The 24567-nt window shown below is 72.4% G+C and carries 24 protein-coding genes and 1 pseudogene; 17 read left to right on the top strand and 8 right to left on the bottom strand.

What is annotated here, in order from left to right:
* Positions 1-136: 136 nt before the first annotated feature.
* A complete protein-coding gene (locus E1269_RS03020) occupies positions 137-943 on the bottom strand; it encodes a DeoR/GlpR family DNA-binding transcription regulator (RefSeq protein ID WP_131890967.1) in 807 nt (268 codons plus the stop codon).
* Between the two features lie 181 nt (positions 944-1124).
* Between E1269_RS03020 and E1269_RS03015 the strand changes: the two genes are divergently transcribed.
* The 13 genes from E1269_RS03015 (at position 1125) to E1269_RS02955 (ending at position 12980) form a co-directional block, all read left to right on the top strand.
* Positions 1125-2591: an FGGY-family carbohydrate kinase gene (locus tag E1269_RS03015; RefSeq protein ID WP_131890964.1), complete on the top strand. Its 1467-nt coding sequence runs from the start codon at positions 1125-1127 to the stop codon at positions 2589-2591.
* A complete protein-coding gene (locus E1269_RS03010) occupies positions 2588-3226 on the top strand; it encodes a histidine phosphatase family protein (RefSeq protein WP_131890961.1) in 639 nt (212 codons plus the stop codon). The genes E1269_RS03015 and E1269_RS03010 overlap by 4 nt, the downstream gene beginning before the upstream one ends.
* On the top strand, positions 3219-4007 hold the full coding sequence (locus E1269_RS03005; protein ID WP_131890958.1) for a DeoR/GlpR family DNA-binding transcription regulator: 789 nt from the start codon (positions 3219-3221) through the stop codon (positions 4005-4007). The genes E1269_RS03010 and E1269_RS03005 overlap by 8 nt, the downstream gene beginning before the upstream one ends.
* Before the next feature lie 45 nt (positions 4008-4052).
* Complete coding sequence (locus E1269_RS03000; protein WP_131890955.1) at positions 4053-5510, top strand: FGGY family carbohydrate kinase; 1458 nt, start codon at positions 4053-4055, stop codon at positions 5508-5510.
* Entirely contained in the window at positions 5507-6547 is a 1041-nt protein-coding gene (locus E1269_RS02995; protein ID WP_131890952.1) for a 2-hydroxyacid dehydrogenase, read from the top strand. Before E1269_RS03000 ends, E1269_RS02995 begins: the two co-directional genes overlap by 4 nt.
* A 287-nt stretch (positions 6548-6834) precedes the next feature.
* Positions 6835-8514, top strand: coding sequence for a LuxR family transcriptional regulator (locus E1269_RS33260; RefSeq protein ID WP_131890950.1), 1680 nt, complete (start codon positions 6835-6837; stop codon positions 8512-8514).
* A 110-nt stretch (positions 8515-8624) separates the two neighbouring features.
* Positions 8625-9038, top strand: a complete 414-nt coding sequence (locus E1269_RS02985) for an ester cyclase (protein ID WP_131890947.1) — start codon at positions 8625-8627, stop codon at positions 9036-9038.
* A 14-nt stretch (positions 9039-9052) separates the two neighbouring features.
* Positions 9053-9328: a hypothetical protein gene (locus E1269_RS02980; RefSeq protein ID WP_131890945.1), complete on the top strand. Its 276-nt coding sequence runs from the start codon at positions 9053-9055 to the stop codon at positions 9326-9328.
* Between the two features lie 192 nt (positions 9329-9520).
* Entirely contained in the window at positions 9521-9832 is a 312-nt protein-coding gene (locus E1269_RS02975; RefSeq protein WP_131890943.1) for a hypothetical protein, read from the top strand.
* Positions 9833-9969: 137 nt separating this feature from the next.
* On the top strand, positions 9970-10851 hold the full coding sequence (locus E1269_RS02970; RefSeq protein WP_131890941.1) for a hypothetical protein: 882 nt from the start codon (positions 9970-9972) through the stop codon (positions 10849-10851).
* Between the two features lie 153 nt (positions 10852-11004).
* Positions 11005-11520: an RNA polymerase sigma factor gene (locus E1269_RS02965; RefSeq protein WP_203432812.1), complete on the top strand. Its 516-nt coding sequence runs from the start codon at positions 11005-11007 to the stop codon at positions 11518-11520.
* The gene (locus tag E1269_RS02960) at positions 11513-12244 is read left to right on the top strand and encodes a hypothetical protein (RefSeq protein ID WP_131890937.1); all 732 of its coding nucleotides are present in this window, start codon (positions 11513-11515) and stop codon (positions 12242-12244) included. Before E1269_RS02965 ends, E1269_RS02960 begins: the two co-directional genes overlap by 8 nt.
* 52 nt (positions 12245-12296) lie before the next feature.
* Positions 12297-12980 carry a hypothetical protein gene (locus tag E1269_RS02955; protein ID WP_131890935.1) on the top strand — a complete coding sequence of 228 codons (684 nt, stop codon included), beginning with the start codon at positions 12297-12299 and terminating at the stop codon, positions 12978-12980.
* Positions 12981-12995: 15 nt separating this feature from the next.
* On the opposite strand, the gene E1269_RS02950 is transcribed toward E1269_RS02955, so the two are convergent.
* The 3 genes from E1269_RS02950 to E1269_RS02940 all read right to left on the bottom strand — a co-directional run bounded on the left by E1269_RS02950 (position 12996) and on the right by E1269_RS02940 (position 15269).
* Positions 12996-14255, bottom strand: coding sequence for an RNA polymerase sigma factor (locus E1269_RS02950; protein ID WP_131890933.1), 1260 nt, complete (start codon positions 14253-14255; stop codon positions 12996-12998).
* A 3-nt stretch (positions 14256-14258) separates the two neighbouring features.
* Positions 14259-14612, bottom strand: a complete 354-nt coding sequence (locus tag E1269_RS02945) for a YciI family protein (RefSeq protein WP_131890931.1) — start codon at positions 14610-14612, stop codon at positions 14259-14261.
* A 249-nt stretch (positions 14613-14861) separates the two neighbouring features.
* Positions 14862-15269: a cupin gene (locus E1269_RS02940; protein ID WP_131890929.1), complete on the bottom strand. Its 408-nt coding sequence runs from the start codon at positions 15267-15269 to the stop codon at positions 14862-14864.
* 103 nt (positions 15270-15372) lie between these two features.
* Between E1269_RS02940 and E1269_RS02935 the strand changes: the two genes are divergently transcribed.
* The 3 genes from E1269_RS02935 to E1269_RS02925 all read left to right on the top strand — a co-directional run bounded on the left by E1269_RS02935 (position 15373) and on the right by E1269_RS02925 (position 18394).
* Positions 15373-16002, top strand: a complete 630-nt coding sequence (locus E1269_RS02935) for a TetR/AcrR family transcriptional regulator (protein ID WP_131890927.1) — start codon at positions 15373-15375, stop codon at positions 16000-16002.
* A gap of 99 nt (positions 16003-16101) precedes the next feature.
* Positions 16102-17715 (top strand): flavin monoamine oxidase family protein, encoded by a 1614-nt coding sequence (locus E1269_RS02930; RefSeq protein ID WP_203432810.1) that lies wholly within the window; start codon positions 16102-16104, stop codon positions 17713-17715.
* 28 nt (positions 17716-17743) lie between these two features.
* Complete coding sequence (locus E1269_RS02925; RefSeq protein WP_131890925.1) at positions 17744-18394, top strand: Rid family hydrolase; 651 nt, start codon at positions 17744-17746, stop codon at positions 18392-18394.
* 199 nt (positions 18395-18593) lie between these two features.
* Here E1269_RS02925 and E1269_RS02920 read toward each other — a convergent pair whose 3' ends face one another.
* The 4 genes and pseudogenes from E1269_RS02920 to E1269_RS02905 all read right to left on the bottom strand — a co-directional run bounded on the left by E1269_RS02920 (position 18594) and on the right by E1269_RS02905 (position 21873).
* Positions 18594-19697 carry a PP2C family protein-serine/threonine phosphatase gene (locus tag E1269_RS02920; protein WP_131890923.1) on the bottom strand — a complete coding sequence of 368 codons (1104 nt, stop codon included), beginning with the start codon at positions 19695-19697 and terminating at the stop codon, positions 18594-18596.
* 66 nt (positions 19698-19763) lie between these two features.
* Positions 19764-20567: an Fpg/Nei family DNA glycosylase gene (locus E1269_RS02915; protein WP_131890921.1), complete on the bottom strand. Its 804-nt coding sequence runs from the start codon at positions 20565-20567 to the stop codon at positions 19764-19766.
* Positions 20568-20743: 176 nt separating this feature from the next.
* A complete protein-coding gene (locus tag E1269_RS02910) occupies positions 20744-21223 on the bottom strand; it encodes a ribose-5-phosphate isomerase (RefSeq protein WP_131890917.1) in 480 nt (159 codons plus the stop codon).
* Between the two features lie 42 nt (positions 21224-21265).
* Positions 21266-21873, bottom strand: a pseudogene (locus tag E1269_RS02905) (mycothiol-dependent nitroreductase Rv2466c family protein).
* 126 nt (positions 21874-21999) lie between these two features.
* On the opposite strand from E1269_RS02905, the gene pepN reads away from it, so the two are divergent.
* On the top strand, positions 22000-24549 hold the full coding sequence (pepN, locus tag E1269_RS02900; protein WP_131890915.1) for an aminopeptidase N: 2550 nt from the start codon (positions 22000-22002) through the stop codon (positions 24547-24549).
* Positions 24550-24567 lie beyond the last annotated feature (18 nt).

The following is a 24567-nucleotide window of genomic DNA, read 5'->3' as shown; positions in this document are numbered from 1 at the left end:
CCATGACCAGTACTCGGACGTGGTGCGAGAGACCGTAACAGACTTAACACAAAGAACGATAGACTTAACTTGAAGGTAGAGATGAACGAGAGATGACCGGCCCACGACCCGTCGTCGGCAGGTCCCGCCGGCGGCCTCAGCCGGCCACCGTCACGGCGGTCCGTTCCCGCAGCTCATCGACGAAATCACGCGGCGTTCCCGCGTTCACCACGACGTCGTGGAAGTCCGACGTGGGTGCCAACCGGTGCAGTGCGGTGCGGTTCAGCTTGGTGGGATCCATGAGAAGTATCCGCCGCTGGCCGGCCGCCATCATCGCACGCTTCACCGTGACGATGTCCGGCTCCTGGTGGTAGGTGGTGCCGATGGTCATCGCCGACGTGCTGAGGAAGACGACGTCGACGGTGAGCGCGCCGATCGCCTCGATGGCGCTCATGCCGAGGAACGCGTCGTGCGTGGAGTTGTAGTCGCCGCCGACTCCGATGAGGTGGACGTCGGGCATGGTCCGCAGCAGCTGCATGATCGGCAGGTAGTTGGTGACGACGGTGAGCGGCCCGAGCCCGAGGTCGCCGAGCCGGCGGGCCAGGAATAGGTTCGTCGTCGACGTGTCGAGCATGATGGACATGCCCGGCTCCAGCAGTGCCGACGCGGCCGTGGCCAGCGCTTCCTTCTCCCTCACCTGCACCGTGACGCGGTACTCGGAGCTGCTCTCGAACACCGTCGACGGCTGCGCGGAGACCCCGCCGTGGAACTTGCGCACGACGCCGCGGCGGGCCAGCTCGTCCAGGTCGCGGTGGACGGTCATGACGCTGGCGCCGGTCAGCTCGGTGAGCTCGGTGACGGTGGCGACGCCGTTGGCCATCACGTGGGCCACGATCGCCTGCTGGCGGGTCTCGCGGGCCTGGGTCCGCCGGGACGGCGGCTGGCTGCGGGTGGCGGACGTCATGCCACCCAGTGTGGCGGAGCGCCGGGTCGAGAGGCCCGTTCGGCGCGCGGCCAGGTTCGGGGGTTCGCCGTTGGTCGTCACGGGGTTCCACCATCCGTTCGGATAGGTTTAACAAAGCTTAGTGTTATCTATGCGATATCGTGTCGGGCTAGTCCTGGAGACCGATCGCGACGGGGTGCACATGGAGCCGAGTCCGGCAGGCGCGAGGTGGGTCGGCGTCGACATCGGCACCCAGAGCGTCCGGGTGATGGTGGTCGACGACGGCGGCCGGGTGCTGGCCCTAGGTTCGGCGCCGCTGGAGAGCCGGCGCCGCAGCGTCCGTATGCGGCAGCACGAGCAGGACCCGCACCAGTGGTGGGAGGCGCTCGGCGCGGCGTCGCGACAGGCCTTCGCCGCGCTGCCCGGCGGCGGGGCCCGAGCCAGCGCCGTCGCCATCTGCAGCACGTCCGGAACCGTCCTGCTCACCGACGACCGCGGCGCGCCGCTGACCCCGGCACTGATGTACGACGACGCCCGTGCCGTCGACGAGCTCGACCGGATCAACCGTCGGGTCGCCCGCGGCATCCAGCTCTCCTGGGCGCTACCGAAGATCGACTGGCTGTTCCGGCACCACACCCGCACCGGCCCGGCGCCCCGGTACGTCGCGCACAGTGCCGACGTCATCGCCGCCGGCCTCGTCGGGCACCGGGTGCGCACCGACACCAGCCACGCGCTGAAGTCCGGCTACGACGTCGTCGCCGGCCGCTGGGACGCGGCGCTGCTCGAGGCGGCCGCCGTCGACCCTGCCACGCTGCCCGAGGTCGTCCGTCCGGGAGCGGAGCTGGGGACGGTCACCGCCGAGGCGGCCGCCCACACCGGCATCCCCGCCGGCACGGCAGTGGTGGCCGGCATGACCGACGGGTGCGCGGCGCAGATCGCGGCCGGCGCGCTGGCGGCGGGCTCCTGGAACTCCGTCCTCGGCACGACGCTGGTGCTCAAGGGCGTGTCGACCACGCTGATCGAGGACCCCGACGGTGCCGTCTACAGCCACCTGCATCCCGACGGCGGCTGGCTGCCCGGCGGGGCGTCCAACGTCGGTGCCGGTGCCGTCGCCGCCGAGTTCAGCACCGACGACCTCGACGCCCTCAGCGCCGAAGCCGCCGGGTTCGAACCGGCCGGCGCGGTCATGTATCCGCTGACCGCGCGCGGCGAGCGGTTCCCCTTCGTCCGGCCCGACGCGGTCGGCTTCCAGCTCGGCGAGGTCAGCGGCCCGGCCGAGCGGTACGCGGCGCTGTTGCAGGGTGTGGCGTTCGTCGAGCGGCTGTGCATCGAGCACCTGGCCGCCATCGGCGCCGACGTCGGCGGCGAGATCAGCGTGACCGGCGGGGCCACCCGCAACGACTACTGGAACCAGCTGCGCGCCGACGTGCTCGGCCGGCCGCTGGTGCTGCCCGCCACGCCGGAGCCGGCGTTCGGCATGGCGGTGCTGGCGTCGGCGCGCGGCAGGCGGGTCACCGACCGGGCCGCGCGCATGGTCGGCCGGCGCGCCGTCGTCGAGCCCCGGCCCGGCGCCCACGAGCGGCTGTCCGCCGGCTACGAACGGCTCACCGCCGAGCTGGTCCGCCGGGGCTACCTCGGCACCGCCTCCCTCACCGGCAGCCGGCCATGACGCAGCCGAACACGCCACCCACCCTCGTGACCCTGGCTCGGCACGGGCGCACGCCCTGGCACGAGGGCAATCGCTACACCGGCTCCAGCGACATCGGGATCGACGACGTCGGGCGGCGGCAGGCCGAGGCCCTGGCCGGCTGGGCCGCGCGAGCGCGCCCGGACGCGTTGTACGCCTCGGACCTGCTGCGTTCCCGCGAGACCGCCGGCACGGTGGCCGCCGCGACCGGCCTGTCGGTCGGCGTCGACGCCCGGCTGCGCGAGCTGGACTTCGGCAGCGCCGAGGGGATGATGCTGTCGGAGCTGCGCGCCGTGGACCCCGGCGCCGTCGAGCGGTTCCTGCGCGACCCCGTCGAGCACCATCTGCCCGGCGGTGAGCACCCGGCGGCGGCCGCCGACCGGGCCGAGCGGGCGCTGCGTGAGATCGCCGCCCGGCACGCCGGCCAGCACGTCCTCGTCGTGGGCCACAACACGATGATCCGGCTCGTGCTGTGCCGGCTGGTGGGCGTCCCGCTGCGGGCCTACCGCACAGCGTTGCGCGGCCCGGAGCCGACCGCGACCACCGCGCTGACCTTCGCCGCCGACGGCACCGTCACCCTGGAGCACTTCAACCGGCCCGGCGGCAGCGATGGTTGAGCGGCCGACGTCACGCCACGACCGGCAGGACCGGATCGCCGACCACGTCCTGCGCGAGGGCTCGGTGTCGGCCAGCCAGCTCGCGGATACTTTCGGCGTCAGCATCATGACGGTCCACCGCGACCTCGACGAGCTGGAGCGCCAGGGCGTGGTGCGCAAGTTCCGCGGCGGCGTGAGCGCTCAGCCGTCGAGCGTGTTCGAGAGCAACGTCGTCTACCGGCTGCGCACCGCGAGGGCGGAGAAGGCCGCCATCGCCCGGTACGCGCGGACCATGATCGAGCCCGGCATGGCGGTCATGCTCGACGACTCCACGACGACGCTCGAGGTGGCGGGCCTGCTCCCCGAGATCACCCCGCTCACCGTGATCACGAACTTCCTGCGGATGGTCAACGAGGTCGCCCGGCAGCCCGGGGTGCGGCTCATGGCGCTGGGCGGGGAGTACTACCCGACCCACGACTCCTTCCTCGGCGTCCCGTGCATCGAGGCGATCGAGGCGCTGCGCGCCGACGTGCTGCTCACGTCGACGTCGGCGGCGTCGGCCGGCCTCGCCTACCACCAGGAGCAGGAGATCGTCCTGGTCAAGCGGGCGATGATGCGCTCGGCGAACCGCAAGGTCCTGCTCATGGACCACACCAAGCTGGGCGGCACCGCACTGCACCAGCTCGCACCACTGACCGACTTCGACGACGTCGTGGTGGACGGCGGCGCGCCGCCCGACGTCGTCCGGGCGCTGCGGGAGCGCCGAGTGAACGTGCACGTCGCGCCGCTGGAGACCGACTGACGCACCGGCCACCGGCTGACCGGTACCGCTCGCGAGGAGGCGATCATGTACATCGGGGTCGACATCGGCACGTCCCTCACGAAGGCCGTCGGGTACGCCGCGGACGGCTCGGAGCTGTGCGTGCACAGCGTCCCCACCGAGCTGACGCACGGCGAGGACGGCCGGGTCGAGCAGGACATCGACGCGGTCGCGGGCTCGGTCGGTGCGGTAGTGCGTGCGGTCGCGGTCGACCTGCCCGGCGACCCGGACCTGGTGGCGCTGACCGGCCAGGGCGACGGCTGCTGGCTCACCGACGGCGCGGGCAGCGCGGTGCGCCCCGCGGCGTCCTGGCTGGACGGCCGCGCGGCCGACATCGTGCGGACCTGGGACCGCGACGGCACCGCCGACGCCATCCTGGCCCGCAACGGCGGCATGATCTTCCCGGGCGCGTCGGCGGCCATCCTGGCGGTGCTGGACCGGGACGAGCCGGCGGTGCTGGGCCGCGCCGCCACCGCCGGGCACTGTGTCGGGACGATGTTCGGCCGGCTCACCGGCGAGCGGGCCATCGACGTCTCCGACGCGTCGTACCCGTTCCTCGACCCGGTCCGGCGGGACTGGTCCGACGAGATCCTCGAGCTCACCGGCCTGTCGCACCGCCGCGAGCTGCTGCCGCCGGTGGTCGGGCCGGGCGGGCCGGCCGCGCCGCTCGCGGCCGCCGCGGCGGCCGACCTGGGCGTGCCGGCCGGGACGCCGGTGAGCGCCGGACCGTACGACCTGCTGGCCTCCGCGCGCGGCAGCGGCATCGTCTCGCCCGGCGACGGCCTGCTGATCATCGGCACCACGCTGGCCTGCCAGGTGGTCACCGACGACCCCGCGCCGATCGGGCACCGGGCCGGCCTGCTGCTGGGCACCTGGCAGGACGGGCGGTGGCTGCGGGCCATGCCGGCCATGGTCGGGACCGCGTCGCTGGGCTGGCTGCTCGACCTGCTGGGCGCCGACGTCTCCGCACTGGCGTCGCTGCTGGCGGACTCGCCGGCCGGGGCGCGCGGCGTCCGGGTGCTGCCGTACTGGTCCGCGTCCGGCGAGCGGGCACCGTTCGTCGAGGCGTCGGCCCGCGGCCGGTTCGACGGCCTGCACCTCGGCACCACCCGCGCCGACCTCGTCCGCGCGCTGTGCGAAGGGCTCGCGTTCGCCGCCAGGCACTGCTTCGACGCCGCCGGACTGACCGGCCGGCTGGCCGTCTGCGGCGGCGGCGCGCAGAGCGCGGAGTGGACCCAACTCTTCGCCGACGTGCTCGGCCGGCCGCTGGACGTGGTCGAGGTGCCGCAGGCCGGTGCCTACGGCGCGGTCCTGTCGGCCCTGGAAGCGCGCGGGGAGTCGCCCGGCTGGCCGATCCCCGCCCACACCGTGACGCCGACGCCGTCGTCGCGATCGCTGTACGACGACGCCTTCGCCGACTACCTCGACCGGGTCGAACGCGCCCGGGAGGTCTGGGCGGGCACTGGTTCGAGAGGGGACGCATGAGCCTGATCCTGCTGGCCGGGGACGATTTCGTCCGCAACGAGCTCCTGGCCGACGAGCTGCGGGCGGCGGTGGGATCGCCGCCGGCACAGCTCGAACTGCGGACGCTGGAGCTGCCGTGGCCGCACGTGCCGTTCGGCCGCGTCGCCGAGGTCGACGAGGCCTCCGACGTCGAGGACGACCTGCTCGCGTTGGTCGACGGCGTCGAGGTGATCGTCACCCAGATGGGGCCGGTGACACGGCGCCTGCTGGACGCGACACCGTCGTTGCGGCTGGTCGTCTGCACCCGGGGCGGGCCGGTGAACGTCAACGTCGAGGAGTGCACGAAGCGGGGCGTGCTCGTGTGCAACACGCCCGGACGCAACGCCGTCGCGGCCGCCGAGCACGCCGTCACGCTGATCCTCAGCACCGTGCGGGCGATCCCCCGCATCCACGGCACCGTCGCGGCCGGGCAGTGGCGCAGCGACCTCTACGCCTACGACGAGTGCGGCCTCGAGCTGGGCGGGTCGACGGTCGGGCTGGTCGGCTACGGCGCGATCGGCCGGCGAGTCGCACGCATCCTGCGGGCCTTCGACGCCCACGTGCTGGTGGCCGACCCGTTCGTGGACGCCGGCTCCCTCGAGCCCGACGTCTCGCTGGTCGGCCTGCCGGAGCTGCTGGAGCGCAGCGACGTGGTCAGCCTGCACGCCCGGCTGACCCCCGAGACCACCGGCATGATCGACGCCGCCGCGCTGGCGGCCATGCGACCGGGCAGCTACCTGGTCAACTCCGCCCGCGGCGGGCTGGTCGACTACGACGCGCTCGCCGCCGCCCTGGACGGCGGCCACCTGGCCGGCGCCGGCTTCGACGTCTTCCCCACCGAGCCGCCGGCACCTGACTGGCCACTGCTGCGCTCGGACCGCGTGGTCATGACGCCACACCTGGCCGGCGCGACCCGACAGACCGCCCACCGCGCGGCGTCGCAGGCAGCCGCCTCCGTGGCGGCGTACCTGGCCGGGACCCGGCCGCCGGGCCTGGTGAACCCCGACGCACTGCGCTGACGGGCCCAGCCGGGACGCCTGGCGCCACGCCGAGTCCGGCGTGACAGGCGCGGAGGATCGCTTCCGTCAAATCGTCGCTGGCACCGGCCGCTGGAACAACCGAGGTCCTCCGGACCGCGTCGCAGCACTGATGTGAACCGGAGGCCCGGACTTCAGCAGGAGGGCCCCTCCGCCGGGCCGCTCGATCTTGCGGTGCAAGGGTCGGGCGGTGACTCGGTCGGACAGCCCGGCCAGTCCCCTGCCTGGGGGCCACGCCGCCGACACTCGTTCGGTGGCATCATCGGAGGATGAACGCCCGCGACCTCGTCGCGGCAGGTGAGGACGCCCTGGCCGCAGGCGACTGGCCGGCCGCCCGCGACGCCTTCGGGTTGGAGTGGGATGCGTCCGAGTCCGTCGAGGCCCTGGACGGGCTGGGCAGGGCGTTGTGGTGGCTGGGCGACCCGGGAGAGGCACTCGACGTCCGTGCCCGGGCCTTCGCACAGCTGCGCCGTGCGCACCGCGACAGCACGGCGGCCGCAGTGGCGATCTGGATCTCCCGGCAGTACCGCAATCTCTACCACCGCGACGCCATGGCGGATGGTTGGCTGACCCGGGCGAAGTCGCTGCTCGCCGGGCTCGACGACGCCGCGAGCATGGCTGGATGGATTGCGCTGGCTGAATCCGAGGCGGCCGAGCCGGGTCCCCGCGCCTCCACGGCCGCAGACCGTGCCGTGGCCATCGCGCGGTACCAGGGAGACGTCGACCTCGAAATCGTGGCTCTCGCTCGTCGGGGGGCCCTCAGCGTCGCCACGGGTCAGCTGGCGCCCGGCCTGTCGGACCTGAACGAGGCGATGGTGGCGGCCACCTCGGGCGAGGGCGAGGACGTACAGTACGTCGGAGAGGCCCTGTGCACTCTGCTCGAGGTAGCCGGCTGGCTGGGCGATCGCCAGACAGTGGAACCCTGGGCGCAGTTGATCATCGACTTCCGATCGTCGTACGCCTTCGGTCCGCTGGTGCCCTTGGAGGCGTCGGCGACTGACCTGATCTCGGCGTTCTGCACGGGCTGCTGCGGTGGGGTCTACCTGGTGACAGGCCGGCTCGACGCCGCGGAGCAGCAGCTGGCCGACGCGGTGAGCGTGATGGCGACCACCGGCGTGCGGCCCCGGTGCCTCCACCCGGTCGCGCAACTCGTGGAGCTGCGCGTGCTCCAGGGGCGGCTCGCCGAGGCCGAAGTCCTGCTCACCGGCTACGACGAGGAATGGGAGTGCGCCGTCGCAGGCGCGGGCCTCGACCTCGCGCTGGGCCGACCCGCCCAGGCCGTACGGCGGCTCCGCGAGGCGCTCGACGGCCTGGCCCAGGTGCCCGTCCTCGCCCTGCCGGTCCATGCCCAACTCGTCGAAGCCGCCCTGGCGAACGACGACGACACATCCGCACGGGCTTCGGCCGGCGCGATCGACGAGGTCGCGACGATGACCGGATCGAGATTGCACCGGGCGCAGTCCGAGCTCGCGCGCGGCCGGGTGGCGCTCGCCGGCGCGGACACCGAGGCCCCGGGTCTGCTGCGATCCGCCGCGCGGGGCTTTGCCGCGTATGGGGTGCCGCTGCTGGCGTGCCGGGCGCGGATGGCGCTGGCCCACTCGCTGGTGACGACGGATCGTGGGGTCGCGATCACCGAGGCCCGCAGTGCCCTGCAGGCCTTCGACCGGATGGGGGCAGCCGCCGATGCTGATCGGGCCGCCGCGTTCCTGCGCGAGCTCGGTGTCCGCGGCCGCACCGGCGCGCGCGGAGTCGGTGTACTCAGCCAGCGAGAGAAGGAGGTCCTGGCGCTGGTAACCGACGGCCTCACCAACGCCGAGATCGCGGAGCGGCTGTTCATCAGCCAGAAGACGGCCGGCAACCACGTCGGCAACATCCTCACCAAGCTCGGGGTCCGCAGCCGAACCGAGGCGGCCGCTTTCGCGTTGCTCCACCTGGGCCCACGCCGATGACCGGGCCGGCGCCCGAGGAACGAGGACACCGGTGGGGATTCCTCCCCATGCTCGCCGGCGTGATTGGGAGCACCCTTGGAGCTGACCGTCCAACACCACGAGGGGGAACCATGGGGAGCAAGGAAAAGGACGTCGTGCGGCGTTTCTACGAAATCATCGGCGAAGGCCGACCCGAGGCGCTCGACGAAGTCTGCGCTTCAGACCTGGTCGGTCACGCAGGCGCCGGTTCAAACCTGGCAGACCTCAAGGCGTCGATCGCCAGCTACGTGGCGCCGTTCCCCGACCTTGCCGCCGAGGTGCGGCACCTGGTCCAGGAAGGCAACTTGGTCTGCGTTTGGCTGTCCTACACCGCAACGCACCGGGCCGAGTTCGCCGGCGTCCCGGCGAGCGGACGCCACGTGAAGTTCGCTGCGTGGGACCTGATCCGGGTGCAGGACGGCAAGATCGTGGAGATCACGCAGTACTGCGATCTGTTCACGATCATGGGCCAGATCGGTGCGCTGCCGACCGCGGCGCCGGCGTAGGGAGGTGGCTGGCCATGATGAAGAACACGTTCAGCCGGATCGCCCTGTCCCTCGGCGCATTGACGACCGCGCTCCTGGTGACGGCGCCACCCGCCGCCGCGACGCCGAGCTGCGTCGCCCAGACGATCCAGGCCGAGCACGAGTTCTACGGCACGTCCTGGGGCCAGGAGACCGTCGCGTTCTTGGCCACGCATCCCGAAGTCTTGCAGGAGTCCGGGTTCCGTCACATCGGCGACCTCGTCAGGTTCGCAGCTTCCCAGGACCCGGCCGCCTGCCCCGCCGATTTGTAACGCGCCCCGTGACTGGGTCCTCAACTGGCCGCTGAGCCCTCTTGCACAGTCGCTCAGCGGCCTCGAGGCTGGACAGCACTGTGCGTCCGAGGGTCGTCACCTTGACGTCTGCGGCCACCTGTGGGGTGTGAACGCGTGGCGAGCAAACAGCAAGGACATCGCCGTCTACGAGAACGACGAAGGAAGGCCCTGATGGGCAGGCACGTCGTGGACATCGAGGCCGAAGCATCCGAGCTCAGCCGGGACATGGACGTTCCCGCCGACGCAACGCCGTCCCGACCGGGGCGGGCAACCGTACTGTCCGTGCGCCGCGGGAAGGATGAGGCCGAGCAACTGGCCGCACTCGCCGCCGAACGCAGCATCCCGGTCTCGACACTGGCCCGGTCGCTCATCGTCGACGCGCTGCGCACGTCAACCCGTGGGCCTGGCGACGTCGCGGTACATGACGCCGTGGTGCGGGCGCTGCGAGAACCCCTGCGCCCCGACATCCTCGCCGCGAGCTGACCCGGCGATGGCGGGGGGAAGAATGCGAGTTCTGCGCCGGCGGGCGGGCCTACGAGATGGGCGAGCCGAGCACCTCGACGGCGGACAGCCGGCCCACTACCGTGCACAGCAGAAGGCGAGCCGCTGAGAGGCACCCCATGGGCGACGTGCTGACGACGCTGCGTGACTCCACCGACCCCGCGATGCGGCGGCTGGCCGGCGACGATGCCGCCGACCCGATGGACAGCCGCAGGGTCCGGACCCTGCTGGACTTTCCCACCGACGTCCACCCGTACCGCAAGTGGTGGGGCATCCACTGGCGGCTGGTCGAGCTGGCCGACCTCGGTGCCCGGCCGCAGCGTGGGGCTCTGGAGGCCGCCGTCGACCGCGAGCTGTCCTGGCTGACGTCGCCGGCGCACGTGCGCGCCGTCACGGCGGTCAACGGGCGGTACCGGAGGTGCGCCTCGCAGGAGGGCAACGCCCTTTACGCCTGCGCGACCCTGGGCTTCGCCGACGATCCGCGGGTTCGGCAGCTGGTCGAGAACCTGCTGGCCTGGCAGTGGCCGGACGGCGGCTGGAACTGCAACGGCGCACCAGACGCCTGGCGCTCGTCGTTCCACGAGACCGTAACGCCGGCGCTCGGGCTGGCCGCGTACCACGCCGCCACCGGCGACCTCGATGCCCGCGCGGCCGCCGCGCGGTCGGCCGAGCTATTCCTGGAGCACCGGATGTTCCGCCGACTGGCCGACGGCTCCGTCATCCACCCGACTTGGGTCAAGCTGCATTACCCCGCCTACTGGCACTACGACGTCGGACAGGGGCTGCGGCTGCTGCAGGTGCTCGGCCTGCTCGACGACCCGCGCGCCCAGGACGCCCTGGACGTCGTCGAAGGGGCCCGGCGCGGCGACGGCCGCTTCTCGGGCCCGGCCTGGTGGAACGCCCAGATGCGTCCCTCCGTCGACTGGGGGCGCGGCCCGGACAACGACATGCTCAACCTGCGCGCCGCCAACGTGCTTCACGCCGCCGGCCGCGCCGGCTGAAGATTCTTCCGCCACCGGGAACCTGGGGCACCCGGGCGGTGTAGGAAGAGTGCAACCGCGCCGAGGAACAGGACCGCATCCATCGCCGACGACACCGACGAGGCCGTCATCGCCCGCGTACGCGCCGGAGACCGGGACGCGTACGGCGATCTCGTGCGCCGTCATGCGGCCGACGCGTACCGGGTCGCGGTACTGGTCGGGGCCGGGCCGGAGGCGGAGGACGTGGTTCAGGTGGCGTTCGTCAAGGCGTACCGGACGCTGGGTAGGTTCCGCGACGGCGCACCGTTCCGGCCGTGGCTGCTGCGCATCGTCGTCAACGAGGCACGCAACGCCGCCCGCGCGGCCCGGCGGTACCGGCGGGCGACGGAGCGGTCGGCGCTGCTGGACGGGCTCGACGACGCGGTCCTGAGCGTCGACCCGGCGGCGGAGGTGGTGACGGCGGAACGACGGACGGCACTGCTGGCCGCGGTCCGGTCGTTGCCGGAACCGCAGCGACGGGTCGTGGCCTGCCGCTACTTCCTGGACCTGGACGAGCAGGAGACCGCGACGGTGCTCGGCTGGCCGCGCGGCACGGTGAAGTCGCGGCTGCACCGTGCCCTGCGCCGCCTGGAGGCCGATCTCCAGCCGGAGCACAGGAACGACCTCGAGCGGGAGGTGGACCATGGATGACCGGGCTCTCACCGCCGAGCTGCGTGACCTCGGCGCCTCGCTGGAGGTTCACGGCCCGGACCCGGCGGCGGTCGCCGTCGCCGTCCTGGACCGGATCGCGACCGAGGAGGCGGCACCGGCCGCTCGCGTACCGCGGCGCCGGCTGCGGGCGAGGCTGGCCGCCGTCGCCGTGGCACTCCTGGTCGCGCTCGTGCTCACCCCGCCGGTGCGCGCGGCCGTGGGCGAGTGGTTGGGGTTCGGCGGCGTCGTGGTGCGGCCCGGGCCGTCGCAGCCGTCGGCGTCCGCGCCGCCGACGGCGTCCGGGCTGACGCTCGCCCAGGCGCGCGAGCTGGTGGCGTTCGAGCCGCTCCAGCCGGCGCGGCTGGGCCCGCCCACTGGCGTCGAGGTGTCGGCCGACGCCCGGCTGCTCACCATGACCTGGGGCGACGGCGCCGGCACGGTACGGCTGGACCAGTTCGACGGCGAGCCGTCGCCGATGTTCGTGAAGACGGCGCTGCTGGGCGAGACCGCTGTCTCGATCCCGGTCGGCGACACCACCGTCTGGTGGTTCAGCGAGCCGCACGACCTTCGGATGCTCGACGGGGACGGCCGCGAGCAGGCGCACCTGACCCGGGTGGCCGGTCCCACGCTGGTGTGGGTCGTCGACGGCGTCAGCCTGCGGCTGGAGGGCATGGATCGCGACGAGTCCCTTGCGGTGGCCGCGTCGACGCTCGGAACCGACTGAGCACGAGCGGTGTAAGAGAAGTGTCCGCACCCTCGAACCCCCGGGAGCACCCATGCGCAGCGTCCGCCGTGCCGCCGTCGCCGCCGTCGCCGCAACAGCTGCCGCCCTGAGCGCCGTCCTGCTGACCGCGGCGCCGGTGTCGGCCGGCGGCCCGACCAGCGTCCTGCTCGTCGCACCCCAGCACGGCGCCTCCGCCGCCCTGCACAACACGAACGAGGCGTACGACCGGCTGGCGACGGCGCTGAACCGGCAGCCGGTGGCGCAGCGGGCACCGCACTCCCAGCCACCGGACCTGAGCGGCTCGAACTTCGTCGCCACCTGGATGATCCACGACGTGCAGCCGTGGCGCGTCGATCGGATCATGCTGGGCGGCAACGGCCTGCCGGAGTGGATCCACACCACGGAGTCGGTCGGCGGCGACGTCGACCTGGGCGCCGAAGGCGTCTGGCACCGCCCGTCCGACCCCACGGGGCTCATGGTGATCCTCAAAGGGCTCGGGCTGACCGGCGGCATCGCACCCGGCGCCGACCCCGCCGACGCGGCGCAGGACACGGCGGCCGACGAGGCGGACGGCGCGTTGCCCGCCCCGTCCGGGCCGGGCAACGGCGCCGCCTGGGCGGTGCCGGCCGTCGTCGCCGGCGCGGTGGCCGGCGTCCTGGGCGAGCGCTGGCTGCGCCGCCGGCGGGAGCAGGGCGAGGGCGGGCGCTGGCAGCTGCTCGACGTTCCCGGCCGCTAGGGGTGTCGGACATCCCTAACCCGCCGCCCGCGCAGCGGCCAGGCACCGTTCCAGGAACGCACGCTCGGGGTCGTTGCCGCACAGCTCCAGCGCCAGCTGGTACGCCTCGGCCGCCTCGGCCCGCCGCCCGAGCCGGTCGAGCAGGTGCCCTCGGGCGGCGTGCAGCGGGTGGTAGCGGTCCAGCGTGCCGGCCGCGACGAGCGTGTCGATGAGCGCCAGGCCGGCCTCGGGACCGAGGAGCATCGCCACGGCCACGGCCCGGTTGAGGTCGACCACCGGCGACGGCGCCGTGGCGCGCAGCACGTCGTAGAGGGCGACGATCTGCCGCCAGTCGGTCTCGGCCAGCGACGGCGCCTCGTCGTGGACCGCGGCGATGGCCGCCTGCAGCGCGTAGGGCCCGGGCGGCCGGTGCCGCAGTGCGCTCGTCACCAGGGCCCGGCCCTCGTCGATCATGGCGTGGTTCCAGCGGGAACGGTCCTGGTCTTCCAGCAGCACCAGCTCGCCGTCGTCGTCGACCCGGGCCGGGCGCCGCGCGTCGACCAGCAACAGCAGCGCGAGCAGTCCGCCGACCTCCGGCTCGGCCGGCAGCAGTCCGTGCAGGATGCGGGCCAGCCTGATGGCCTCGCCCGCCAGGTCGGGCTGGACCAGCGCCGCTCCGCTGCTGGCCGCGTACGCCTCGGTGAAGATGACATAGACGACCCTGAGCACCGCCGGCAGCCGGCCCGGCAGCTCCGCCGCCGACGGCACCCGGTACGGGATGCCGGCCTTGCCGATCTTGTGCTTGGCCCGGACCAGCCGCTGCGCCATGGTGCCCTCCGGCACCAGGAACGCCCGCGCCACTTGCGCCGTCGAGAGCCCGGCGAGGTAGCGCAGCGTGAGCGCCACCCGCGCCTCGGCACCGAGCGCGGGGTGGCAGCAGGTGAAGAACAGCCGCAGCCGGTCGTCGCCGATGACATCTGGTTCGGCGACGGGGGCGGTCAGCCTCTCGGTCTCGGCGCGCTCGCTCTCGATCTTGAGCACGGCCAGCTTGGCCGCGTAGTTCTGTCGCCGCCGCAGCGTGTCGACGGCACGCCGGCGCGCGGTGGTGAGCAGCCACCCGCCGGGGCGGTCGGGGACCCCGTCGACCGGCCAGCGTTCCACGGCCGCGGCCATGGCCTCGGCCGCGACCTCCTCGGCCAGGTCGAAGTCGCCGAGCCAGCGCACGAGCGTGGCGAGCAGCCGGCCCCACTCCTCGCGGAAGACAGCTTCCGCGGGATCGGCTGCTCGCTCACTCACCCCTCAGCCCTGGTCGAAGACGGTGATCGGGCGGACCTCCATGCTGCCGAACCTGGCACCCGGGCACTTGGCCGCCCAGTCCAGCGCCGTGTCGAGGTCCGGCACGTCCACCAGGTAGTAGCCGCCCAGGACTTCACGGGTCTCGGCGAAAGGGCCGTCGGTGACCACCCGGTCGCCGTCGCGCACGCGCAGCGTGGTGGCAGTGTTTGCCCGCTCCAACGCGTTGCCGTCGACGTAGAACCCGGACTTCCGGATCTGCTCGTCGTAGGCGAACCACTCCGCCATCTCGGCCTCGAGCTGCTCCGGTGCCGGCTGCTCGCTCGGCTCCGTACCGTAGATCAACAGCAGGTATTGCATCTCGGTCTCCCCCTTCCCGGGGTCGCCAGGGCGGCCCGGTGCCACCCTTCACCATGACGACGAACGGGTTCGGCCCTCATATACAACACCCGCCTACTGACATTCGCAGACCGACGAAGACGCGTACGGCCCTCGAGCGACTCGGGCTCTCCTATCGCTTCCGTGGGTAGGGTGCTGCTCGACGGGGTAGCAGGACGCGGCGATCACGGCGGACACCCCGGCCACACCCGCGCGAGCACCAGAAGAGCCTCAACCTGCCCGCTCCGGCCGCGCCGGCGCGAACTCGGCCAGCCGCTCGGCATGGGCAGACGCCTGCGTCGCCGGCATCCAGTGCGGATACGAGACGTAGACGACCTCGGACTCCTCCTCCGCGCGGTAGACGAGATCGGTACCCGCGCGCAGGTAGATGACCTCGCCGACGGCGGCCGTCCGCACGACGCCGCCGCTCTCGACGCTGAACCGACCCTTCGTAACGATCAGCGCCTCGTCGTACGACACCGTCCACGGGTTCGACTCGCCCGCGCCGTACCGCGCGAACCCGACCGTCATCGCTGCGTCGTGGCGATGGTCGATCGCGTCGGCCAGCAGTAGGTCCTGGTCGTCTCGACGGTACCACTCGAGTGCGTCCGCGCTCGTCACCTTGGTCACCTCGGGCATGGGTGGCTCCTTTCTGTATCGGTCACTACATAAAGCCATCACACGCCACGTCATGCCGTCAAGGGGTTAATGTAGGGATCGATACAGAAAGGAGATCCGAGGCATGGGACGCGGCCGGCCGCGCGGGTTCGACCGCGACACCGCGCTCGACCGGGCGATGCGGCTGTTCTGGGCCAAGGGCTACCAGGACACATCCATCGCCGACCTCACCGAGCAACTCCAGATCGGCTCCCCCAGTCTGTACGGCGCGTTCGGCTCCAAGGCCGACCTGTTCCGCGAGGCCGCCGACCGCTACCAAGCCGGCGACGGCGGCTGGCCCGGCGTCGAGCTGGCGGCGGCCACCACCGCCCGCGACGGCATCGAACGGTTGCTGCGCGCGAACGTCGAGGTCTTCACCCGGCGCGGCGGGCCGCGCGGCTGCCTGCTCACCCGTGCGATGCTGACCTGCCCGCCCGAGGACGCCGAGGTCCGGGCGTACCTCGATCGGAGCCGCCGCGACCGGCTCGCGGCGCTGCGGTCCCGACTGGGCATGGCGACGGAAGCCGGCGAGCCGCTGCCGTCGAACGACGTGGACACGCTCGCCCAGCACTACGACGCCCTGATCCAAGGGCTGGCGGTCCGGGCACTGGAGGGCGCCTCGCGCGCGGCGCTGCAGCGCACCGTCGACCTCACCATGGCCGCCTGGGACGCACTGGCGGCCGCCAGCGACACCGGCACCGCCGACAGACGGTGATCCCCCGATAACTCCGACGAAATCGATACATAACGGAACCTCCGAAGACTGCTCCTGCGACCCGGCACCCCCGGCCGGGTGCACCGACAGGAGGCGACGTTGACCACGACAGCGGGTACACCTCGCGGACACAGCAGGCGCAGCTTTCTGACCAGGGTCGGCATGGTCGGCGGCGCGACGGCGCTCTACGGCGGCATGGAGGCCCTCGGCCTCTTCGCCTCGCCCGCCGAGGCCGCCACCGACTTCCAGCCGCCGCGCGCGGCCGACCTGCCCGACTCCGCCCGCGGGCGCCGCACGAAGGTCGTTGTGCTCGGCGCGGGTACCGCCGGGCTGACCGCCGCGTACGAGCTGGGAAAGGCCGGCTACGACTGCCACGTCCTGGAGGCACGCGACCGGCCGGGCGGTAGGGCGAAGACCATCCGCCGCGGCGACCGCTTGACCGACACCGACGGCGTCACGCAGGTCTGCCGGTTCGACGACGGGCTCTACTTCAACGCCGGCCCGGCGCGCATCCCCAACCATCACGTCACGCTCGACTACTGCCGCGAGCTGGGCGTCGAGATCGAGGCACTGGTCAACGCGAACGCGGAGAGCCTCTACTACCACGAGAACACCTCGACCACCGACTACGGGCCGCTGGCCAGCACTCCGGTCACACACCGGCAGGCCAAGGCCGATGTCTACGGCTACGTGTCCGAGCTGCTCGCGCAGGCGGCCGACCAGGGCGCTCTCGCTGCCGTGCTCAGTTCCGACGACGTCGACAGGCTGGTCTCGTTCGCCGAGAGCCTGGGCGGGCTCACCGGCGGCCGCTACGTCGGCAACAGCCGGCGCGGTTACGTCGACGCGCCCGGCGCCGGGCACGACGCCGGCGTCGTCGGTACCCCGCCGTCGATGTCGGCGGTCCTGCAAAGTGAGTTCGGCACCAGGTTCGCGTTCGAGTTCGGCTTCGACCAGGCCATGATGATGTGGCAGCCCGTCGGCGGCATGGACCGCATCAGCGCCGCCCTCGCCGACGCCGTCGGCGGCCGCCGCCGCATCACCTACGAGGCCCCGGTCACCCAGATCAGCAACACCGGCGACGGGGTCCGCGTCAGCTACCGGTCGAACGGGCGCGTCCGCACCATCGAGGCGGACTACTGCATCTCCACGATCCCGCCGATGGTGCTCAAGGACATCCCGTCCAACTTCTCCCAGGCCACCAAGGACGCGCTCACCGTGCCCACGGCGGCCAACACCGGCAAGATCGGCCTGCAGTACGGCCGCCGGTGGTGGGAGGAGGACGACAAGATCTTCGGCGGCATCACGGCGACGAACATGGACATCTCCGGGATCTGGTACCCGTCGTCGGGCTTCCTCGGCCGCAAGGGGGTCGTCGTCGGTTACTACTCCGGCGCGTACACCGACCTGTCCGTTCCGGAGCGGGCGGCGCGCGCCGTCGCCCAGGGCGTGAAGATCCACGGGACGAAGTACCGCGACGAACTGGACACGTCGTTCTCCGTCGCCTGGCCCAAGGAGCCCTACAGCCTGGGCGGCTGGGTCAGCTGGCCCGGCGGGCGCGGGGCCGCGTACGACCACCTGCTGCGCCCCGACGGCAACGTCTACTTCGCCGGCGACCACCTGAGCTACCTGATCGCCTGGCAGGCGGGCGCGTTCGAGTCCGCCCGGCAGGTCGTCACGGACCTGCACCAGCGCGTCGCCGCGACCGCGGCCTGACCCCGTCACCGTCCCCGAAGGAGACACGATGTCCCAGCACCCCACCCGGCGCCGTCTGCTCGCCGTGACCGTCGGCACCGGGCTCACGACACTGGCCGTGACCGGCGGCGCCATCGCGGCCAGCCGGATCGGGCAGCCGCGCCCCCGGGAGATCCGCTACAACCTGGCGCCGGCCGCCCAGGCCCCCGACCCGTTCATCGCGAGCGGCGTCGCGTTCGGCTCGCAGGCGTCGATCTACTTCTCCAGCGGCATCGGACCGTCCGCGCTCAACGCCGGCGCACCGGCCGGGACACCCGAACGCTACATCGACCCCGCTCAGTACCCGGGCGGCAAGCTACCGGCCGGCGTCACCGTCACCCAGGCCCAGGGCATGAACGCGATGGCGCGCATCCGGGAGAACCTGGAGTCGCAGGGGCTCACCCTGACCGACATCACCAGCATGCGCATCTACCTGCAGGCACCACCGGGCGCCGCCCGGGCCGACTACGACGGCTGGAACCGCGCCTACCGCAAGTGGATGGCGAACGTGGACCGGGTGAGCGGCGAGGTCATCGCGGCCTACCAGCCCGTCGAGTTCGCCAACGCCACCCGGCCGTCGCGGACCAACCTGGAGGTGGCGACGCTGCCCGTCGCCGGCTGGCTGGTGGAGATCGAGGCGGTCGCCGCCTACCCGGGGTGAGCTCGGGTAGGAGCCAGCCTTGCCACGGGCGAGGTCGGGTGAATGCCGCCGGCCCCCGCCCCTGACCCGAAATGATCACGTTCAGCACGAAATCGCGTGTCGCACCATGATTACAAGCATGGTGAAGCTCGTGTGATCCTGCTGAACGTGATCATTTCGGGGCGCGTGGGACGACGGGTCGACTCGTGCCCGGTCACCGTCAGATGCGCCAGAGGAGGAGGAGTGCGCGGTCGTCGGCGTCGGAGGACGCGACGGCGTCGATGAGCTTCTTGGCGCCGTGGCGGAAGCCCTTCGCGATCAGCCGCTCGGCCTCGCCCTGGAGCTTGTCGATGCCGTCGGACAGGTCGCGCCGGGGCGCCTCGACCAACCCGTCCGTGTAGAGCATCAGCGCGTCGCCGGGCCGCAGCCGCCCGCAGACCGGCGCGTAGAAGTCCTGGTCGAAGACGCCGAGCAGGCCGCCCTCGGTGTCGAGCGTGACCCAGCGTCCGGACCCGGCATGGAAGTGGATGGCCGGCGGGTGCCCGGCCGAGCGGACCTCGTACTCCCCCGTCCGCAGGTCGACCACAAGGTGCACCGCGGTCGCGAACCCCTCGGGCCAGCGCTGCCGCAGCAGGTAGGCGTTGGCGGCGGGGAGGAACTGCTCGGGCGGCAGCGACCCGAGCAACCCGCCGAACGCGCCGGACAGCAGCAGCGCCCGGGTGCCGGCGTTGTGACCCTTGCCGGAGACGTCCACGAGCGCGAGCTCGAGCGTGCCGCCGTCGGCGGACCGGGTGGCCACGGCGAAGTCGCCAGAGAAGCTGGACCGCTCAGCGGCGTGGTGGACCAGCTCGACCTCCCAGCCGCGCGGCAGCGCCGGGACCTTGCCCTGCGCGCTGAGCCGGTCACGCAGGTCGACGAGCATCGACTCGCCCATGGTGCCCTGCAGCCCGAGGCGTGCCCGCGACCGAGCCAGCCCCAGCGACACGACCGCGGTGATGCCTACGACGACGGTGACCGCGACGAACGTCTGGTCGACGTCGATGGCGACACCGCCGGCCACGAGACAGAACGCGGCCGTGCCGACCAGCCACGCCAGCGACCGCGGCGCGAGGAACAGCCCGCCGAACAGCAGCGGCAGCACCAGCGCGATGGCCGGCACCATGGACATCCACGACACCATGGCCAGGCCCAGCAGCAGCGTGACCGCGAGCAGGCACGCCAGGACCACCGGCTCACGGATCAGCCGGCGGGTGATGGGGCCGGCCGGACGCCTACCGGAGACCACTCCGGCAAGCCCGAGCAGGCCAGCCGGTCGGGTCGTCACACCGAGGACCCTAGCGGCAAAGAGAGCGGTCCTGGTAGAGCACGGGAAACCATCTCGAAGACCCGGTCAACACTGACATCGGGGGCACCAGAACAGGTTCCGGGCAGCGGCGATGCCGACCCGGACCGGGGTGCCGCAGACCAGGCAGGGCTGGCCTGCCCGCCGGTAGACGTAGACCTCGCCGCCGTGGTCGTCGACACGCGGCGGTCGGCCCATCGCCTCGGGTTCGTGCTCGGGGCGGACGGTGTCGATGCGGCCGGTCGCGACCCCCGTCGCCATGAGCCCGACCAGGTCGTCCCAGACGGCGCGCAGCACCGGCGCCGGCACCGTCCGGCCCGGCCTGGACGGGTCCACGCCGGCGCGGAACAGCGTCTCGGCTCGGTAGACATTGCCGACGCCGGCCAGCACCGTCTGGTCCATGAGCAGGATGCCCACGGGCGTCCGGCTCCGACCGATGCGCTCCAGCGCCGGTGCGGGGTCGTCGCCGCGCAGCGGATCCGGGCCGAGGCGGGCGTGGATGGCGGCCTTCTCCGCCTCGCCCAGTACCTCGCACGCCGTCGGCCCACGCAGGTCCGCGTGCGCGTCGGACGTGGCAAGCCGCATCCGGACCTCGCCACGCACCGGACCGGGCGGCCCGGCCACGACGTCGAACGTCCCGTACAGCCCGAGGTGGACGTGTACCCAGCGCCGCCCGTCGAACCCGATGAACAGGTGCTTGCCGTGCGCCTGCGCGTCCCGCACCTCGACACCGTCGACGACGGCGGCACCGGCGGCGAAGCGCCCCTGCGGGCTGCTGACACCGACGGGGCGGCCGCCGAACGCGCGGACCACCTGGTGAGCAAGACGGTGGATCGTATGGCCCTCGGGCACGTACCGTCCTTCCATGAACGATCGAGACAAGGCCGCGCGCAAGCTCGACCAGGTCGACCGGCGCTCGCAAGTCGGGGTGTCGCGGGCCCTGCGTGCCCGCGACGTCTCGCGGCCCAGTCCCGCCCAGCTCGAGGCGGCGCTGGCGAAGCTGGAGTCGACGCCGCTGCCGCCGCGCCCTAGTCAGCGGCCGCCGCGAGCGGAGGAAGCTCGCCGGACTCCTCGTAACGGCTGAGCATCCCGATGCGGCGCGCGTGCCGCTCACTCTGCGAGAACGGCGTGGCCAGGAACGTCTGGACGAAGCTCACGACGTCGTCGAACGGGTGCATCCGGGCGCCGACGGCGACCACCTGGGCGTCGTTGTGCTCGCGGGCCAGCCGCGCGGTCTCGTCCGACCAGGCCAGCGCCGCCCGGATGCCCTTGACCTTGTTGGCCGCGATCTGTTCGCCGTTGCCCGAGCCGCCGATGACCACGCCGAGGCTGTCGGCGTCGGCGGCGACCGCCTCGCCGGCGCGCAGGCAGAACGCGGGATAGTCGTCGAGCTCGTCGTAGACGAACGGCCCGTGGTCGACGACCTCGTGGCCGCCGTCACGGAGCACCTCGACGAGGCGGTTCTTGACCTCGTACCCGGCATGGTCGGAGCCGACGTGCACACGCATGGGCGCCAGTCTGCCGTACCGCACCCGGCACCCGTGACGGGGTCAGTCGAAGACGGGCTTGCGGGTGCGGGTCCGCTTCAGCTCGAAGAAGCCGTCGTACGACGCCAGCGCGCGCACGCCGTCCCAGATCCGGCCGGCCTCCTCGCCACGCGGCGCGGGCGACAGCACCGGCCCGAAGAACGCGTAGCCGCCGATGGAGATGACCGGCGTGCCGACCTCGGTGCCGACCTGGTCCATGCCGGCGTCGTGGCTTTTTTCAGCGTGTCGTCGAGCTCGTCGCTCTCTGCGTAGGCGGCCAGCGTCTCCGGCAGTCCCACCTCGGCCAGCGCCTCGGCGATGACCCCGTCGTAGTCGCGCCGCCGGCCCGGGTGCAGGCGCGTGCCCATCGCGTCGTAGAGCGGCTTGACGTACTCCTGGCCGTGCAGCTCGCGCGCGGCGTTGACCACCCGCACCGGTCCCCAGGCGCGGCGCATCAGCGCGTTGTAGTCCTCGCCGAGGTCGCGTTCGGCGTTGAGGTACGACAGCGACATCACGTGCCAGGTCACCGCGATCGGCCGGACCTTTTCGACCTCCAGGATCCAACGCGACGTCATCCAGGCCCACGGGCAGGTCGGGTCGAACCAGAAGTCGACGGCGCCGTTCTGGGTCATCGGCTCGTCCTTCGTATCGATTGACGTATCAATGAGGTATCGATGTGGCCAACCGCACGGGCGAGCAAGCGATTCCCGCCAGGTTATCTACAGCATGAGTCCGGATGTTCTGTCAGGATCGGGGCCATGCCTGGCACGAACCTGACCCGAGACGAGGCGCACGAGCGCGCTTCCGTCATAGATCCCTCGTCCGTCCAGTACGACGTCGAGCTCGACCTGACCCGGGGCGACACGACGTTCGGTTCGACGACGACGGCGCGGTTCACCTCGACGGAAGGCGCCGGTACCTGGCTCGACCTCATCGCGCCGGCTGTCCACGAGGTGGTCCTCAACGGCAATGCGCTCGACCCGGCCGACGTCTTCGACGGCAACCGCGTGCGGCTCGACGGGTTGGCGACGGAGAACGAGGTCAAGATCGTCGCCGACGCTGCGTACATGCGCACCGGCGAGGGGCTGCACCGGTTCGTCGATCCCGTCGACGACGAGGTGTACCTGTACTCGCAGTTCGAGGTCGCCGACGCCCGCCGGGTCTACGCCTGCTTCGAACAGCCCGACCTCAAGGCGGCCGTGACGTTCACCGTCGACGCCCCCACACACTGGGAGGTCGTCTCGAACTCGCCGGGCCACAGCCGCAAGCACAAGGAGAAGCGGCGCTGGACGTTCGACGCGACGCCGGTGCTGTCGACGTACGTGACGGCCATCGTGGCCGGCCCGTACCACGTCGTGCGGTCGGAGTACACGGGCAAGGAGAAGACGGTCCCGCTCGCGCTGTACTGCCGCAAGTCGCTGTCGGAGTACCTCGACGCCGACGAGCTGTTCGACGTCACCCGGCGCGGGTTCGCCTTCTTCGAGGAGGTCTTCGGCCTGGCCTACCCGTTCGCCAAGTACGACCAGCTCTTCGTGCCGGAGTTCAACGCCGGTGCGATGGAGAACGCTGGCGCCGTCACCCACCACGAGGACTACCTGTTCCGCAGCCGGGTCACCGACGCCGCCTACGAGCGCCGCGCCGAGACGATCCTGCACGAGATGGCGCACATGTGGTTCGGCGACCTCGTCACCATGCGCTGGTGGGACGACCTGTGGCTGAACGAGTCGTTCGCCACCTGGGCGTCGGTGCTGTCGCTGGCCGAGGCCACCCGCTGGACCGATGCCTGGACGACGTTCGCCGTCACCGAGAAGCTGTGGGCGCTGCGCCAGGACCAGCTGCCGTCGACGCACCCGATCTCCGCCGACATCCGCGACCTCGAGGACGTCGAGGTCAACTTCGACGGCATCACCTATGCCAAGGGCGCCAGCGTGCTCAAGCAGCTGGTCGCCTGGGTCGGCCGGGACGCCTTCCTGGAGGGGGTGCGGGCGTACTTCGCCGAGCACGCCTGGGGCAACACCTCGCTCGGTGACCTCTTCGCCCACCTGGAGCGCACCAGCGGCCGCGACCTCTCCGAGTGGAACGAGCAGTGGCTGCGCACGGCCGGGGTCAACACGCTGCGCCCGGTGGTCGCCGTCGACGGCGCCGGTGCCTACACGTCGGTCGCCATCGAGCAGACTGCGCCGCCGGAGCATCCCACGATCAGGTCGCACCGGGCCGCCGTCGGCCTCTACGACCGCACCGAGGACGGCGAGCTGGTGCGCCGGCACCGAGTCGAGCTGGACCTCGCCGGGTCGCGCACCGAGATCGAGGAGCTGCGCGGCGAGCAACAGCCGGACCTGCTCCTGGTCAACGACGACGACCTCACCTTCGCCAAGGTCCGCCTGGACGATCGGTCTCAGCAGACGGTGGTGCGGTCCATCGGCGCGCTGGGGTCTCTGCCGCGGGCACTGTGCTGGACGGCGTCCACGGACATGCTGCGCGACGCCGAGCTGTCGGCCAGCTCGTTCGTCGAGCTGGTGCTGGGCGGCATCCAGCGCGAGACCGCCATGGGTGTGGTGCAGCACGTGCTGGCCTCCGCCCGGGCGGCCATCGACCTCTACGCGTGGCCGGCCAACCGGACCGTGCTCGCGTCGCGGTGGGCGGCGGCGCTTCGCCAACTGGCTGGCAGGGCCGAGCCCGGCGGCGACCGGCAGCTCGCGTTCGCTCGCGCCTGGGTGGCCACCGCGGCCAGCGACGACCACGTCGGCGAGATCCGCACAATGCTCGACGGGGACGAGTCGACGCTGCCGGGGCTCGTCGTCGACACCGACCTGCGGTGGACGCTGCTGCAGCGACTCGTGGTCCTGGGCGCGGCCGGCGAGGACGCCATCGCCGCGGAACTGGAGCGCGACAACACCGCGGCCGGCCAGCGGCAGGCCGCCTACGCCCGCGCCTCGATCCCGACGTACGCCGCCAAGGCGTCCGCCTGGCAGGCCACCGTCGAGAGCGACGAGCTGCCGAACGCCCTGCTGACGGCGACGGTGCGCGGCTTCGCCCACCCTGAGCAGCGCGAGCTGGTGCGCCCGTACATCGGCCCGTACCTCGACGCGGTGCCGCGGGTCTGGGCCGAGCGCACCACCGAAAGCGCCCAGGCGATCATCGTCGGGCTGTTTCCGCGGGTGCTGGCCGACGCGCCGACGGCGTCCATGGTGCGGTCGTGGCTGGAGACGGCCGAGGTCCCCGACGCCGCCCGGCGGCTGGTCGTCGAGGGCCTGGCCGACCTCGAGCGGGCGCTGCGTGCCCAGGACCGCGACCGGCAGGCCGGCTGATCGTCGCCGTGGCGGGAA

The sequence above is a fragment of the Jiangella asiatica genome, assembly GCF_004349065.1.
Lineage (GTDB): Bacteria > Actinomycetota > Actinomycetes > Jiangellales > Jiangellaceae > Jiangella > Jiangella asiatica.
This window is presented reverse-complemented; position numbering and strand designations above follow the sequence as displayed.